A 14,038-nucleotide genomic window follows, 5' to 3' on the forward strand; every position below is an offset into this window, starting at 1 on the left:
GGGTTGTTTTACTAGACGACCAGTCTATTGATTTGGAGTGTTCATGATTGATAACGCTGTTGATACCGACCTTTTCTCGCCCATGCACATGGGCGCGCTGCAATTGGCCAATCGAATTGTCATGGCGCCCGTGACGCGCAGCCGGATGGCCGACGACGGCGTACCGAATGAAATGCACGCGACTTACTACGCTCAGCGCGCCAGTGCAGGTTTGATCATCGCCGAGGCGACGAACATCTCCGCTCAGGGACGTGGCTATGCGATGACACCGGGTATCTGGTCGCAAGCGCAGGTCGCCGGGTGGAAAAAAGTCACCGATGCGGTGCACGCGGCCGGCGGAAAGATCGTCTGCCAACTGTGGCACGTCGGGCGTTTTTCCAGTGTCGAGTTGCAGCCCAATGGCGAAGCACCGGTCGCACCCTCGGCGATCAAGGCTGAGGGCAGCACGTACACCGAGAAAGGTTTTGTCGAGGTATCGATGCCTCGCGCGCTTGAGACCGCGGAAATTCCCGGGATCATCGAGCAGTACAAACTCGCCGCCGAGAATGCCAGGCAAGCCGGGTTCGATGGCGTCGAAGTGCATTCGGCCAACAGCTATCTGCTCGACCAGTTTCTGCGCGACTCGACCAATCAGCGTACGGACCTCTATGGCGGCTCCATCGAGAACCGCGCCCGGCTGACGCTGGAAGTGACGAAAGCGGTGGCGTCCATCTGGGGCAGCGACCGTGTCGGTATCCGCCTGTCACCGGTAACGCCCGATGCCGGGAATACGCCGCCCGACAGCAACGTCATGGCGACTTACGGCTATCTGATCCAGCAACTCAATCGATTCAACCTGGCTTACCTGCATTTCGTCGAAGGTGCCACGGCTACTTCTCGCAGCGTTCCTGCGGGGGTGGATCTCGACGCCCTGAGTGCGCAGTTCGAAGGGCCGTTCATTGGCAACAACAACTATGACCTGGCGATGGCACTTGAGCGTCGGGCGCAGGGCCGTATCGATGCGGTGGCGTTTGGGCGTTTGTTTATTGCCAACCCCGACCTGGTCGAGCGCCTGCGCCACGGGCTCGAACTGACCATTGCCCCGCGTGAGAGTTACTACGGCGGTGGCGCCAAAGGCTACATCGATTGGCCAACCGCTAATGCCTGAATGGCAGCCCTGACATAAAACCTCACCGTCACCCATTTCATCATCTCGCCGACACGCCAGGATTGGTGAATGTCGGCAGCTCCTGCCGCCGTGTGCCCACCTTGGCTTCCGGTGGCCTCTGTAACTCACCTCCAACGAAAGGAAACAACCATGTCAAACAACATCAAGGCTGTACCGACCGCCGAATACACCGCTGTCATCGCCACTGCCAATCAATACGTTGAAGGTCTTCGGATCGGCGATGCCCAAGGCGTCGCTCAGGCCTTCCATAAAGAGGCGGTGATGTACGGTTTCACCAACGGCGAATTGCTCGGCGGCCCGATCAAGAACCTGTTTGATTTCGTCGAGAAAAACGGCGCGGCCCCGCACATCAGCACACGTCTTGACGTGCTGGCGATCACACCGACCACTGCAGTAGTGCGTGTGGACCTGGAAACCGATGCGATTGGTGCCGATTACAACGACTACCTGACCCTGATCAAAATTGGCGGCACCTGGAAGGTCATCGCCAAGGTTTATCACCAGTTCGAGGCCTGAGTATCGATCGATCCCGGTAGTCCGCTGCCGGGATCGGCGGATGATCAAGTGCAAGGGGAGACGAGATGTCGATGGCCGCATTCCCGCGAGGAATGCGGGGCATGAAGCGAATGAATTTTCCCTCTCGCGCTCTTCGGCGTAGCGTGCTCGAAAAACAAGGAGCATTGCCGTGAGCCCAACCTCGACCAGCCCCGCAGAAAAATTCGACACTTCCCGCGCCAGCGAATACGCCCGCCAAAGCCGCATCGCTCTGGCCGGCTACGACGCCTGTCACGACCTGGCGGCCTGCATGTTGGCGGCGAGTCTGGGTTCGCGCCCGGCCAGCATACTGGTGGTCGGCGCCGGCGGTACGGCGCAGGAAATCATTGCGATGGCGGCGCTGGAGCCGCAGTGGCGTTTCACCGCAGTCGACCCTTCCGTACCGATGCTGGAAACCGCGACTGCGCAGTTGCAAGCCAACGATTTACTGCACCGAACCCAAGTGCATCTCGGCCACGTCGAAGACCTGCCGGCCGCTGCCTCATTCGATGCAGCGACGTTGATCGGCGTGCTTCATCATCTGAATGGTGATGAGCCCAAGCGCCAGATCCTGCAAGCGATTCAGGCACGTCTCAAACCGGGCGCGCCGCTGATTGTCGCCGGCAACCATTACGCCTATGCCAGCCAACCGTTGTTACTCCAGGCGTGGGGACAGCGTTGGCGGCAGCAGGGCGCCAGTGCGGAGGAGGTGAAGGCCAAGTTGGGCAAGATTCTGCAAGGCGCCGACCCGCCGCATTCCGAAGCGGCGGTTCAGACGTTGTTGCATGAGGCCGGGTTTGGCGAGGCGACGCGGTTTTTCAGCAGTTTGTTCTGGGGGGGCTGGCTGGCGTGTAAAACGCTTTCTTGACGTATTCCCTGCTTCGCCCGCACCGAAAAGATGTAGCCGACGGAGCGAGGCGAGAGTGGCGCAGAACGACCTCCGTATCGAGCGGGCGCTGCTGAACATCTCCGCTCTCGTAGAGCAGGAATCAGCTCTCGCTGGTATCGGTTGGTTCCACCGCTGCCTCGGCCTCCAGTTTCGCCCGCTCAGCCTTGCTGATGTACTTGGGCTTTTTCGGTGCCAGTTTGGCGCTGGCCTTTTTGGCCTTTTCCTTGAACAGCTGCTGCAGTTTCTTTTGACGATTCATGTTTTCTATCCGGCCTGCTCTTGCGCTCAAAAAGGGGCGAATCCTGACGTAAGCGTCGGGCCAAGGCAATGCCCATTCCTCACATCGCGATAAAGTCACGCACAGGGATATCGCACAACCCTCAGGCAAACGCCGCCTCGACAAACGCCCCCAGCGCCTTCTCTTCGAGAATCTCGATCGAGAAATGCCCGAAACGTTTGGGCAACCAGATAATGCGGGCCCCGGAGGGCGATTGCAGGTTCTCGCGGGTCAACGGCTGGCCGTTCTCGTCTTCCGGCTGAACCCCGCTGGCGAGCAGTTCGTCGTAGGCCAACTCGATATCCGGGGTGGTGTAGCAATGGCGATAAATCATGCCTTCGCCCACGGTATCCAGCAGTTCCTTCAGATTCCCCGCCAGTGGCTGGACCAGCATGAACCGCTCCTGACCCATCAGCGCGACGGCATAGCGCACGTGGAGGCCACCACGATTCCAGATCTGCGTTGTGGAGGTTCGTGCCTTGAGGATTTGCGCATAGTAGGCGCATGCTTCTTCGAGGTCGTTGACCAATACGTCGATGTGGCTGAATTTCAAATCCATGAAATAGCTCCTGTCAGGCAGTGTCGATGGACTGGGTTGTAATCGACGAGCGGCTAGTCCGAATAAACTAAGCTGATGTGTAACGTCAAGATGACACAGGAGCAACCCACCATGAAGGCGCGCCGCATGATCAAGTCACGCACATTGATTGCAACGATTACTTCCCTTGCGCTGGTGGTCAGTTCGGCGATGGCATTGGCTGATCCCGGTAATGGAAAGGGCCAGGGCAATGGCAAGGGTAATTCGCAGAATGTGCAGGGCCACGGTAACCAGAAAGGTAACGGCAACAAGGGCAACAATTCTGGTGGTGACTGGAGTCATGGCCCCAGCATCGATCGCGGCAATGTGCTCGGGATTGTTGGCGGCTATCGCGATTACTGGAGCCCGGGCCCTTCGCTGCCACCGGGGGTTCAAAAGAACCTTGCGCGCGGAAAACCACTGCCGCCCGGTATCGCCAAAAAGCTCGATGGGCGCCTGGTTGGTCATCTGCCACATTACGATGGCTACGAATGGCAGCAGGCGGGCACGGACTTGATATTGGTCGCGCTGGCAACCGGTCTGATATACGAGGTGCTGAACGGGGCGTTTGATTAAGGCACCCTTATGAGATCTCGCCGTTGACCGTGGGGTTTTTGATGGCCAGCAGTGGTGTGTGCTGCTGGCGCGAGTGGCCGCAGATTTCCTGCCTGTACCACTGCGCGCCACTCACCTCGATCAGACGATTTTCAAAGCACTCAGCACGATCAACGATTGCTCGGCAAAGACTTGGGCCTGCTCGGTCAGCGCGGCGATGTTGGCTTCGGCAGTGGTCAGCGGTTGGCCGTCCTTGACCAGCACTTCGTTTTGTTCGGCGATGACGCTCCACGCCAGTTGCGCCCACTCCGCCGGGTGCTGTTTGCCCTGGCGGATTGCAATGAGGAACAGTTGCTGGAAGCGGCTCACCATGACGCCACCACCGGTGACCGGGCTGCTCAGCACCTGAATGTCGGCGTTGAACAGCGCGCGCTTGCACAGTTGCAGGTTAAACGCGGCGCAGCGTTCGTATACCCGCGCCTCGGCGGCTTCACTCTGGCAAGGGGCTACCGCGCCCATGCTGACCAGGATGGCGATGGCCTGTTCCAGATCGTCATAGGCGATTGGCGACACCGCATCGAGCAACTGTTGCATCGTTTGGGCTTCATACGTCTGGCCCGCGAGTGCATTGAGCAGCGGGCCGTAAATTTCCGCTTGCAAAGACGCTTCGCCAGCGGGGCCGGTGACGCTGGACGCTACGGTTTCTGCCGGTTGCATCAGGACAAATCGCGTATTGAGCATGCGCGACCGGCGCTCGGCGGCGCAGAGTCGGTTGGCACCACGCACGTACAGATCGCGGCGGAACGACTGATTGACGAAGTAGTCACGTGCCTGCTCGCGCATCACCGGGTGCTCGATGCTGTCGAGGAAGGTCAGGGCGTCGGCACTCAGATTGAGTACATCGACCGAATCCATCGGTACTGCTGTCGTCACGAAATCAAGCTTGGCCGGGGCCAGCGCATCCACCATGTCGGCGAAGTACATGCAGTTCCAGTCGCGATTGAAATATTCGTGAGCGACGTATTGGCGGTCCTGACCTTTGATGGTCTGCAGTCGGGCGCCCAGACTTGGCGCGGCAATGGCGTACTTGGGGTTGGCCGCCAGCAGCGCTTCGGAAAACTGCAGCGCGGCGTCAATGCGCTGATCCGCCCGCGTCGAGTGATTGGCGAAGCGGTCGTGCAGGCTGAACAATTGGCGCAACGGCGCGGCAGGCGACCAACCCGGGAATGCGTTGTAACTGACATACAGATGACCACCCGGTTTGAGGTGGCGCCGGGCGAACTCGACAATCAGCTTCTGGTTGTCACGGCTGACCCAGGTCCAGATGCCGTGCAGGCTGATGCTGTCGAACTGCGGCAAATCATGACGCGCCAGCAGTTGCTCGAAGCTGTCGTCATAGAGTTTTGCGCCGTTGTTGCTGAGTTCCGCCAGCTCAATGGCATGGGCCGCCTGACCGGGGTGGAAGTCCGTACCGACGAAGCCTGCAGGGCTCGCCGTGGCGTGGATATTGATCGACACACCCTGACCAAAACCCAGTTCGCAGTGATAACCGTCGGGATGGTCCAGACCGGCAACGCCGCGCAACAACAGGCAGTAACGCTGGAATACCGGATTGATTTCCCGGCTATAGCTGTAGGTGTAGCCTTCGTCGGTGAAATAACCTTCGTTCCAGGCATTGCTCATGGGTGCAGCCTCTTGAGTCGTAATGGAAAGTGGCCCTTAAAAAGGGATGGACGTGCGTCGTTCAGTCTTGCGCAGGCCACCAGCATGTTGTCGGCAGGATCCAACCATTCGATAGGGTTCATGCGGAAATTTCGCAGGGTTTACTCATGGTCGGCGTTGCCCGGTCCTTACAAACGCATGCCCATCTCAAAGGCGCGGGTCTCGAACCCGAACTCGGCATACATGCGCACCGCGCGCTCGTTGAAGGGCCATACCGTCAGGCGCAAATCCTGCGCATCGTGCGCGATGGCCCAGTCCTTGACGCGTTGAATCAGCGTACGACCGATACCTTTGCCCCAGAACGGTTCGGCGACACACACCGAACCGATGCGCACCACATTCTGCGGCTGCATCAACGGGCCGGAACTGGCGGACAGGTTGGCGGTAATGAACGCGACGGGCCGTTCACCGGTGCTGGCGATGAAGACGATCTGACCAGGCTTTTCGAATACGCCGGACCAGTGCGGCAAGTCGCGGGCAACGTCTTCGGTGGCGGCAGCGTAGATATCGGGGCGGGCGGCGTGGTGGACCGAGTTGAGCAATTGGCCCAGATCGCACATCGCCAGAGCATCGTTGGCGGTGGCGGTTCGGTAAGTAATGACTTCTTCCATGAATGGCGCTCCTGTGTTGTTCGGGAAACGTAGCGTTACGTCGGGATAAAGCTCAAATTGCGCGCTCACCCAAGCGCTCTACCAGTCTGACCAGATAACCATCCGGATCCTGAACGATGAATTCGCGCTGGCCGACTTCAACGTTGTCAGCGCGATACCAGGTGTCCTGGCAATCACGGTAAAGCGAAAAACCGGCCTGCCCGAGATGACCGATGATCGGCGCGACTGCCACAACGTCGATCTGCAGGTTGATACCTCGTCCGAAGGGCTTGCTCAGCGGTGCCGTCAACCATTGACCGGCGTGCGGATCAACCTGTTCGAGCATGACCTGCGCGCCATTCAGATCCAGATAGGCGAAACCGTCTTCGGGCCGCTGATAAGCAATGCTGAACCCCAGGCAAGACACCCAGAACACCAGGCTGTTTTGCAGGTCGGTCACCATCAATTCCGGGACCAGTTTGTTGCGTTCGAACATGAGGTGACTTCCGTTTCGAGTTGTAGCCCGAGATCAAAACTTATCGATTGGACTGTGCATGTACGTCGCATCCTGCGGTAACCGGCGAAATAATGCACCCCGGATCCTGTGTGCATTTCAACGAAGCAGGCCGCACCTGGGTCGCTTTTTCACGCAAATCTGTGCATTGAATGTTTTTACGTCAGGCGAATAATCGACCGCTCGAAACCTTTGGAATTGAGCACTGTATGGAAGATTTTCGCGTTGATTTCGACAACATTTGTTGTTTACGGACGGCTGTCTCAAGGAGCCGCCCATGAGCCAGCATACCCGCACCAAACGCCTGACCGTACCGCAATTGGTTGCCATGAAAGGCCAACAGAAAATCGTCTCGCTCACGGCGTATTCCAGCAGTATTGCCAAACTGATCGACCCGATCGTCGACTTCATTCTGGTCGGTGATTCCACGGCCATGGTCGGTTATGGCCGCCCCTCGACACTGAGCATGCAGCTCGAAGAAATCATCGGCCACACGCGGGCGGTGGTCGATAGCACGCGCCTGGCCTGTGTGGTGGCCGACATGCCGTTCGGCAGTTATCAGGAATCCAATGAGCAAGCCTTTCGAAATTGCGCTCAGGTGCTGGCGCGCACCGGTTGCGACGCGGTGAAGCTGGAGGCAAACAAGGCCTTGGCGTCCACTGTCGAATTTCTCGTGGCGCGCGGAATTCCGGTTATGGCGCATGTCGGGCTGATGCCGCAATTTGTCAATGTCATGGGCGGCTTCAAGGCCCAGGGCCTGACCGCTGAAACCGGCGCAGTGATTGCCGAAGATGCGCGAGCCAATCTCGACGCAGGCGCTTTCAGCCTGTTGCTCGAAGGTGTGGCCGAAGGCGTGGCACGGCAGATCACGCTGGACTCGCCAATGCCCACCATCGGCATTGGCGCCTCACCGGCCTGCGACGGGCAGGTGCTGGTCACCGAAGACGTGCTCGGCCTGGGCGGTGAGCATCAGCCGCGTTTCGTCAAACGGTACGCCGATGTCGGCGCGGTGATCAGCGAGGCGTGTGCGCAGTTTGCCGAGGATGTGCGCCATGGCCGGTTTCCTGAAGCACGGCATTGCTATGGACTTTAAGCGCGGTTTTCTTCGGTGATCGCCTGCGCCAGGCGTTTCACCGCGTGGCCGATGTCCTTGTCCCAGTCGAGGGTGTAACTCAGGCGCAGGTACTGCTTCCAGGCGCCTTGCTGGCTGAAGATTTCGCCGGGGGCGATGACGATTCGTTCGGCCAGCAGGCGCTCGAACACCCGTTGCATGTCGATCGGCCGCACAGCCTTGAGCCAGAAGCTCGCACCACCTTGCGGGACGACCACCTGCCACTGGCCGTTGCCGTGTTCTTCCAGCAAGATTTGCAGCTGTTGCATGCGCTTGAACAACATCGCTCGCAGGGTGGTCAGGTGCTGGTCGATGCGCCTGGAGCTGTAGAGTCTGGCAATTGCTTTCTGCCGAACGGGTGAGAGGCGAAATCCACGCTGCATAAATAATCGATGAAATTGCGATGCATGCTGACGGCACAGCACATAGCCGTACGGCGCTTCTCCGCCAATCAGTTTGTCGAATGTCGAGAGCACCAACAGCTTGTCCGGGTCGGCAAAATCGCGATAGCGCGCGGGTGAATCGGAGAAACTCAACTCGCCCCACGTATCGTTTTCAAACAACCAGATATCGCGCTCGGCCAGCCAGTCACAGATCTGCTGTTTATCCTGCGCCGGCATCAACTGGCCCTGGGGAATATTCACCGTGGAGGAGAGCACCGCCAGGCGTACCGGTTCGCGTGTGAGCAGTTCGTTCAGCGCGGGCAGGTTGAAGCAGCCGTCTTCGTCGAGGGGCATTTCGATGACGCGAATATTGGCCGCCTGCAATTGGCGCAGAATCGCCCATGAGCAGGGCGATTCCACCAGCGCTACGCTGCCGCCCAGGTTCAATGCGCTGAGCGACAATTCCAGCACGCTGCGCAGGTCCGCGCCGATATACACCTGGTCGGCCTGCCAGTGGCTGTGCGCGGAACGGGTGTAACGCTCCGCCAGGGCTTCGCGCAATTCAGGCTCGCCGAGCGGCTGATAGAGCGGCGTGTGGGCGTGCGGATATTGGCGGGTCAGTTCGCGCTCCATCAGCAACAACGGCGCCTGCAGCGACAGCAACATCGCCGGGGCATCGCTGCTCAGCGCCAGCATGGCGGGCTGACGGGCACTGGCGAAGACGCTGTCGAGAAGATTGCCGGAGCTGGCCGCCACAGGTGCCGCCGGCATCGACCGGGTGAAATAGCCAAACCTGGCTCTGGCGTGGATCCGGCCCTCGTCTTCGAGCAGTGCATAGGCGTATTTGGTTGTCGAGACCGAAACGCCAAGGCGCAGGGCCAGTTGTCGCAGGGACGGCAGTTTCTGCTCAGTCGTGCCACTGGCCGCCTCGATCAGGCCGAGGAGGTAGTGGTAGACCTCCTGATAGGCGAACGCGTCCTTGGGTGGCGTCGTCAATGCTGTTCTCCTTGATTGTCTGCCTTCGGAGCAAACGGACGATTGTGCCAAAGCAGTCAGCTGTCCGTCTGTGCCGCCGCCCAGTGCTTCATCTCTTCAGCAATGAAGTGATTGACCAGGTCGCGGTACATTTTCTCAATGGCGTCTGCATTCAAACCTTCGTTTTCGGCCCAGTCGCGACGGGTTGCCAACATCGCCTGAAAACGCTCCGGTGCCCGCACTGAGGTCGCCGAGGTTTTGAACTTCGAGGCCGCGAGTACGTATTGAAAACGCTTGCCCAGCAGTTTGATCACCGCTTGATCAAGTCGGTCGATTTCACTTCGAATATCTTGCATGTCCGCACAGTCGGCGGGTTGGATTCGCTGAGGCGCTTTCTGTTCCATTTCAACATTCCCTGTTGGCGACGGCTGATCGTGCAGCAGGGCGGGTGATTTGAGCAATCAGAAAAAACCCGGCCGAAGCCGGGCTTGGGCACGGGCAACGGTTTAAGCGGCCATATTTCCGGCAGCCATTTCTTTCTTGTAACTGGCCTTCATGGCTTCCATCTGCGCGCCTAACTCGTCCAGTTTGGCTTTGCCCAGGAGTTTTTTTGCTTGAGGAAACATTTCCGTTTCTTCCTCTTCGATATGGTGCTCGAGCAATTCCTTGACCACTTTTACCCGGCCGGAAAATTCCGGGGTGCCCGGATCGGTCTGGTTCAGATCAGGCAGCACCAGTGAGTCGACGGTGCGGTGCTCTTCCTTGGCCTCGAAATACATGATGTCCTGTTCCTTGCCGCCTACTTCCTTGAACGCGGGATAAAGAATTTCCTCTTCGAGCCGGGTATGGATGGTGATTTCCATTTCCAGTTTACCCAACAGTTCCACGCGTTTTTTCAGCGCCCGCTCCGTCGAGTCGCTGAGTTGGCTGAGGATGTCTTTGACTTTTACATGATCGGCTTTGAGAAGGTCGATGGCGTTCATTATGGTTCCTCGGCTGTCACGGAGTGAACACAGGCCGTTTTCTCACGGCGCTGTGAATGCTCTGAACCTGTGGCATTTGCCATGCCAATTTATCGATCCGGAAAAATGCTGCGGCTTCAAAGGCTTGCAGCGCCTTAGGCAAACTGCCTTCATGCAGCCTGCATGACGTGTGTCGTGCGACCATTGCAGTTCACAGCCGAGGCGCCGAAGCGGGGTATGCTGCTGTCACCGTTCTACCGCTGACCTCAAAAACAACGCGGGCAATCAATGCCCGCGCAGACTCAAGACTTGTCGTTGACGCTCACTGCGGTACCACGTGCTTGGGCCCCGCCAACGCCCAGGCAATCAACCCGAACAACGGCACAAACACGATCAGCACAATCCACACGCCTTTATTGCTCGCTTTGCCCTCGCTCTTGCGCACCCGATTGATGGCCCAGAGTTCAATAAGCAGAAGAACTGCCGCCAGTACGATCCACACGGTTTCGATTTGCATTGGCTACCTCCTGATGGTCTGTGCGTTAGGTGGCGTGGGGGGCGGCGGGTTCATTTATTTTTGTTCAGGGCATTGAGCTGGCGGGCCAGTTCCAGAGCGACCCGACCGCTGTTGAAGGTCGGCAGCAGGTGCGTGAAGGGGATGTCGATCATTCGGTTTTCCCGCACCGCGCGCAGTTGCGACAGTACCGGGTCGTGGCTCAGCAGATCGCGTTTGCGACTGGCGGGTGACCAGTCGGCGTCGGCCAGCAGGATCACGTCGGGATCGCTGGCCAGCAGGGTTTCGCTGTTCACGGTTACTCGATAAAGGTTGATGTCGGCGAACACATTGCGCGCACCGGCAGCGGCCAACAGCTGGGTGACAAAGCCGCGTTGACCTTCGCTGTCGAGGCCTTTGACCTCGCTGTCGAGATAGAACACCGACAGCGGTTGGCCAGTGGCGCCCAAGGCCCGGGCGCTGGCGAGATCGGCGTCCATGGCCTCGCTCAACTGCTGCGCCTGTGGCTGTTTGTGCAGCAATTTGCCCAAGGTCAGCAAGTCACTGCGAACTTGCGCGAAGTAATCCAGCGAATGCCCGTTGCAGGCCGACTCGAGCAAATAGGACGCGATGCCATTGCGCGCCAGCCCCGAACGCGAGGTCACACCGTCGCCGAACGCTGTGGCAAACCCGCCGATCACCAGATCCGGTTTTTGTGCATAAAGGACTTCGCTGGCCGGGTACTGCCGCGCGATCACCGGCACACCGAAATACTCGGATGGCTGCTGAGCGGCAGCGGTGTCATCCAGATAGGCCACGCCGACCAACGCTGGCCCGGCGCCCAGCACCAGGACGATATCGGCCGCATGCTGATTGAGCGCGACGATGCGCGAAGGCTTTACGGCGTCCCATTGCTCGCCGCAATTGCGGTAACTGTCGGCGAGTACGGGCATTGCGCAGAGCAGGGCGGCAAGCGCCACCAGGATCGATCTCATACCTGCGCCTTGATCAGCAAATCCGCAACCACTTCACCGCCCACCAGATGTCCCTCGACCAGCCGCTGCACATCTTCATGGCTGCGCACGCCATACCAGCAGCGCTCCGGGTACACCGTCACAATCGGCCCCAGATTGCACGGAAACTGGCAGTGCGTGCGGGTCAGCAAGACCCCGCACGGCGTCTCGATGTGATCGTGTGTCAGCAAATGCCGGCGCAAGGTTTTCCATAACTGCAAGGCGCCGCGCTGGGTGCAGCGCGGGCCGGTGCAGACGAATACATGGCGCGCATGCTCGGGCACTTGCGACCAGTCCGGGTGCGTGTCGACGCCGTCGACGGTTGTGATCTCACTCATCAGAAGCGGTACGTGTAGCGCACTTCGGAGGTGAACGGCCGGCCGAGGTTATCGACGTTGCTCGAACGGCTGGTGACGTAATCACGGTCGAAGAGGTTTTCCACCAGCAGGCTCACGCGGTGCTGGTGGGCATTGTCGAGGTAGCGATAAGCGTCGGCGTCGACCACGGAATAATTGCCGTATTCGACTTGCTTGGAACTCTTGATGTCGCGGATGTAACGGATCGCACCGCCGGCGCCCCACAGGCGGTTTTCCGATTCATAGCCCAGCCGCGAGCGGGCGAAGAAGCTCGGGATATCGTTGAGGGTCACACCGCTGCGCGATTCGGTGAGGTTGCGGGTCATGTCCGCTTGCAGGCTCCACCGATCGTTGAGCGCGAGCTTGGCGTCGGCCTCGAAACCACGCATGCGCACCAGGCCTTCACCGTTGACCCAGTGAATGTCGTCAAGGGTAATCAGGTCATCGATCTTGCGTTTGAACAGGGTCACGCTGGCGCTGAATTCACGGTCCAGCAAGAAGCCTTTGTAGTCGACACCGAGTTCAGCGTTGCGGCTTTTTTCCGGCTTCAGGTTGCGATTGCCGATCTCGTCGCCCGGCTCGTTGACGAACAGTTGCTCGGCGTTCGGCAGTTTGTAGGCGCTACCGTATTGGCCGCGCACCGACCAGTTGTCGTTGAGGTCATACAGCGAAGTGAGCATGCCGACCGTGGCGCCGTCGCCGCCGCTCATGGCTTCGTGACGTACGCCGATGCTCGGGTGCCAGTCGGGCAGGGCGTCGATTTGCGGCCGCAGTTGCGTGTAGAACGCGTGGGCTTCGGCCTTGTCGTTGTCGATGATCAACACATCGTCCTGACCCTTGAACCATTGATTGTCGGTGCCGAACACCAGCACATGGCCGCCGGGCAATTGAGCCTTGCCTTCGGCCTGCACACCCCAGTCGGTGAAGCCCCAATAGTCGTTGTGATTAATGACCCTGGTGCCGCTGCCATTGACGTTGTTGACGCGGGTATAACGTGTGTCCCAGTCGTTGATATGGCCTTTGACGAAGTAGCTCAGGCGTTCATTGAGGGTTTGTTCGAAGGTCGCTGTGGCGATCTGCTGCACGCGGTCGTTGTTGGTCTGGTGATTGTCCAGCGGGCGGGCGAAGTCGAGGTTGGCGTCGGCGTACTGGTAGAACAGTTCCAGCCGCGCATCATCCTCGAACGACTGAATCGCCTTGCCGCCGAACGTGGTGACTTCGTAGGCGCGCTTTTTCTCGCTGACGTTCTTCAGGTCGCGGTTGCGGTACGGCTGGTAACCGTCGGAGACGTTGTGGCTGACGTACGCCAGCAGACCGAGATCGCCAAAGCCGTTGGTGAAGATATTCTCGACGCGGGCGTCTTCGGTGGTGCCGCCAAAGCTGTCGACGCCTAGATTCACCTCGCCGGAGGCTTTGCGCGACTGCGGGCTGCGGGTGACGATATTGATCACGCCGGACACGGCCTGGGTGCCGAACAACAGGCTCTGGCCACCCTTGAGCACTTCGATGCGCTCGATGGCGTTGGCCGGCAGGGTGTCCAGATAGAGGCCGCCGTACAGGCGATTGTTCAGGCGCACGCCGTCGAGCAGGATCAGCGTGTCGTCGTTGCGCCCGCCGAGCAGCGAATAGGTGCCGTAGTCGAACGGGCCGTTTTTCGGCGCGACATACAAGCCGGGAATGAACATCTGCATCACGCGGCTGACATCGGCGCTGGGGCCGGCGCGTTCGATCTGCTCGCGGCTGACGATCTCGACCTTGCTGCCGAATCTGGCCATGTCGGCGACGGTGGTGGACTCCACCGACGGTGCAGAAACGATTTGCTGATTGAGTTGCAGTGGCGCGTCGTCGGCCAGCAGCACAGGGCTGAACAGGCAGCCGCACAAGAACGTTGGAGCCGAGGTGTAGAAAGGTCGAATCAT

General features: G+C 59.3%; 17 protein-coding genes. 5 read left to right on the forward strand and 12 right to left on the reverse strand.

Going from position 1 to position 14,038, the window contains the following annotated elements:
* Positions 1–43 precede the first annotated feature (43 nt).
* From M9827_RS07365 to M9827_RS07375, 3 genes are all read left to right on the forward strand, one after another.
* Positions 44–1,147 (forward strand): alkene reductase, encoded by a 1,104-nt coding sequence (locus M9827_RS07365; RefSeq protein WP_250604684.1) that lies wholly within the window; start codon positions 44–46, stop codon positions 1,145–1,147.
* 150 nt (positions 1,148–1,297) lie between these two features.
* A complete protein-coding gene (locus M9827_RS07370) occupies positions 1,298–1,684 on the forward strand; it encodes a nuclear transport factor 2 family protein (RefSeq protein ID WP_250604687.1) in 387 nt (128 codons plus the stop codon).
* A 169-nt stretch (positions 1,685–1,853) separates the two neighbouring features.
* Positions 1,854–2,570, forward strand: coding sequence for a class I SAM-dependent methyltransferase (locus M9827_RS07375; RefSeq protein ID WP_250604688.1), 717 nt, complete (start codon positions 1,854–1,856; stop codon positions 2,568–2,570).
* Between the two features lie 121 nt (positions 2,571–2,691).
* Here the strand turns inward: M9827_RS07375 and M9827_RS07380 are convergent, their stop codons facing one another.
* Both M9827_RS07380 and M9827_RS07385 read right to left on the reverse strand, forming a co-directional pair.
* Positions 2,692–2,850 carry a DUF2986 domain-containing protein gene (locus M9827_RS07380; RefSeq protein ID WP_123450288.1) on the reverse strand — a complete coding sequence of 53 codons (159 nt, stop codon included), beginning with the start codon at positions 2,848–2,850 and terminating at the stop codon, positions 2,692–2,694.
* Positions 2,851–2,971: 121 nt separating this feature from the next.
* A complete protein-coding gene (locus M9827_RS07385; protein ID WP_250604690.1) occupies positions 2,972–3,427 on the reverse strand; it encodes a VOC family protein in 456 nt (151 codons plus the stop codon).
* Between the two features lie 126 nt (positions 3,428–3,553).
* On the opposite strand from M9827_RS07385, the gene M9827_RS07390 reads away from it, so the two are divergent.
* The gene (locus tag M9827_RS07390; protein WP_250605460.1) at positions 3,554–4,021 is read left to right on the forward strand and encodes an anti-virulence regulator CigR family protein; all 468 of its coding nucleotides are present in this window, start codon (positions 3,554–3,556) and stop codon (positions 4,019–4,021) included.
* A 120-nt stretch (positions 4,022–4,141) separates the two neighbouring features.
* Here M9827_RS07390 and M9827_RS07395 read toward each other — a convergent pair whose 3' ends face one another.
* From M9827_RS07395 to M9827_RS07405, 3 genes are all read right to left on the reverse strand, one after another.
* Positions 4,142–5,683, reverse strand: coding sequence for a methyltransferase regulatory domain-containing protein (locus M9827_RS07395; protein WP_250604692.1), 1,542 nt, complete (start codon positions 5,681–5,683; stop codon positions 4,142–4,144).
* 167 nt (positions 5,684–5,850) lie between these two features.
* Positions 5,851–6,333, reverse strand: coding sequence for a GNAT family N-acetyltransferase (locus M9827_RS07400; protein WP_250604694.1), 483 nt, complete (start codon positions 6,331–6,333; stop codon positions 5,851–5,853).
* Positions 6,334–6,385: 52 nt separating this feature from the next.
* Positions 6,386–6,808 carry a bleomycin resistance protein gene (locus M9827_RS07405; RefSeq protein ID WP_250604696.1) on the reverse strand — a complete coding sequence of 141 codons (423 nt, stop codon included), beginning with the start codon at positions 6,806–6,808 and terminating at the stop codon, positions 6,386–6,388.
* Positions 6,809–7,103: 295 nt separating this feature from the next.
* Between M9827_RS07405 and panB the strand changes: the two genes are divergently transcribed.
* Positions 7,104–7,919: a 3-methyl-2-oxobutanoate hydroxymethyltransferase gene (gene panB / locus M9827_RS07410; protein ID WP_250604698.1), complete on the forward strand. Its 816-nt coding sequence runs from the start codon at positions 7,104–7,106 to the stop codon at positions 7,917–7,919.
* Here the strand turns inward: panB and M9827_RS07415 are convergent.
* The 7 genes from M9827_RS07415 to M9827_RS07445 all read right to left on the reverse strand — a co-directional run bounded on the left by M9827_RS07415 (position 7,916) and on the right by M9827_RS07445 (position 14,038).
* Positions 7,916–9,316, reverse strand: a complete 1,401-nt coding sequence (locus M9827_RS07415; protein ID WP_250604700.1) for an aminotransferase-like domain-containing protein — start codon at positions 9,314–9,316, stop codon at positions 7,916–7,918. The two genes, panB and M9827_RS07415, sit on opposite strands and share 4 nt — an antisense overlap.
* Positions 9,317–9,372: 56 nt before the next feature.
* Positions 9,373–9,699, reverse strand: a complete 327-nt coding sequence (locus M9827_RS07420; protein ID WP_250604702.1) for an isochorismate lyase — start codon at positions 9,697–9,699, stop codon at positions 9,373–9,375.
* A 102-nt stretch (positions 9,700–9,801) separates the two neighbouring features.
* Complete coding sequence (locus tag M9827_RS07425; protein WP_250604704.1) at positions 9,802–10,278, reverse strand: PA2171 family ribosome-binding persister protein; 477 nt, start codon at positions 10,276–10,278, stop codon at positions 9,802–9,804.
* A gap of 301 nt (positions 10,279–10,579) precedes the next feature.
* On the reverse strand, positions 10,580–10,774 hold the full coding sequence (locus M9827_RS07430; RefSeq protein WP_250604706.1) for a PLDc N-terminal domain-containing protein: 195 nt from the start codon (positions 10,772–10,774) through the stop codon (positions 10,580–10,582).
* Positions 10,775–10,824: 50 nt separating this feature from the next.
* Positions 10,825–11,745: an ABC transporter substrate-binding protein gene (locus M9827_RS07435; RefSeq protein WP_250604708.1), complete on the reverse strand. Its 921-nt coding sequence runs from the start codon at positions 11,743–11,745 to the stop codon at positions 10,825–10,827.
* A complete protein-coding gene (locus M9827_RS07440) occupies positions 11,742–12,101 on the reverse strand; it encodes a (2Fe-2S) ferredoxin domain-containing protein (RefSeq protein WP_250604709.1) in 360 nt (119 codons plus the stop codon). The genes M9827_RS07435 and M9827_RS07440 overlap by 4 nt, the downstream gene beginning before the upstream one ends.
* Positions 12,101–14,038, reverse strand: coding sequence for a TonB-dependent receptor plug domain-containing protein (locus tag M9827_RS07445; protein ID WP_250604710.1), 1,938 nt, complete (start codon positions 14,036–14,038; stop codon positions 12,101–12,103). Before M9827_RS07445 ends, M9827_RS07440 begins: the two co-directional genes overlap by 1 nt.

It is taken from the genome of Pseudomonas sp. AKS31, from assembly GCF_023634765.1.
In the GTDB taxonomy this organism is placed as follows: domain Bacteria; phylum Pseudomonadota; class Gammaproteobacteria; order Pseudomonadales; family Pseudomonadaceae; genus Aquipseudomonas.

Coding starts and splice junctions, on each gene's coding strand:
- M9827_RS07365 (WP_250604684.1), top strand. CDS start 44: ATGATTGATAACGCTGTTGATACCGACCTTTTCTCGCCCATGCACATG.
- M9827_RS07370 (WP_250604687.1), top strand. CDS start 1,298: ATGTCAAACAACATCAAGGCTGTACCGACCGCCGAATACACCGCTGTC.
- M9827_RS07380 (WP_123450288.1), bottom strand. CDS start 2,850: ATGAATCGTCAAAAGAAACTGCAGCAGCTGTTCAAGGAAAAGGCCAAA.
- M9827_RS07385 (WP_250604690.1), bottom strand. CDS start 3,427: ATGGATTTGAAATTCAGCCACATCGACGTATTGGTCAACGACCTCGAA.
- M9827_RS07390 (WP_250605460.1), top strand. CDS start 3,554: ATGATCAAGTCACGCACATTGATTGCAACGATTACTTCCCTTGCGCTG.
- M9827_RS07395 (WP_250604692.1), bottom strand. CDS start 5,683: ATGAGCAATGCCTGGAACGAAGGTTATTTCACCGACGAAGGCTACACC.
- M9827_RS07400 (WP_250604694.1), bottom strand. CDS start 6,333: ATGGAAGAAGTCATTACTTACCGAACCGCCACCGCCAACGATGCTCTG.
- M9827_RS07405 (WP_250604696.1), bottom strand. CDS start 6,808: ATGTTCGAACGCAACAAACTGGTCCCGGAATTGATGGTGACCGACCTG.
- panB (WP_250604698.1), top strand. CDS start 7,104: ATGAGCCAGCATACCCGCACCAAACGCCTGACCGTACCGCAATTGGTT.
- M9827_RS07420 (WP_250604702.1), bottom strand. CDS start 9,699: ATGGAACAGAAAGCGCCTCAGCGAATCCAACCCGCCGACTGTGCGGAC.
- M9827_RS07425 (WP_250604704.1), bottom strand. CDS start 10,278: ATGAACGCCATCGACCTTCTCAAAGCCGATCATGTAAAAGTCAAAGAC.
- M9827_RS07430 (WP_250604706.1), bottom strand. CDS start 10,774: ATGCAAATCGAAACCGTGTGGATCGTACTGGCGGCAGTTCTTCTGCTT.
- M9827_RS07435 (WP_250604708.1), bottom strand. CDS start 11,745: ATGAGATCGATCCTGGTGGCGCTTGCCGCCCTGCTCTGCGCAATGCCC.
- M9827_RS07440 (WP_250604709.1), bottom strand. CDS start 12,101: ATGAGTGAGATCACAACCGTCGACGGCGTCGACACGCACCCGGACTGG.
- M9827_RS07445 (WP_250604710.1), bottom strand. CDS start 14,038: ATGATTCGACCTTTCTACACCTCGGCTCCAACGTTCTTGTGCGGCTGC.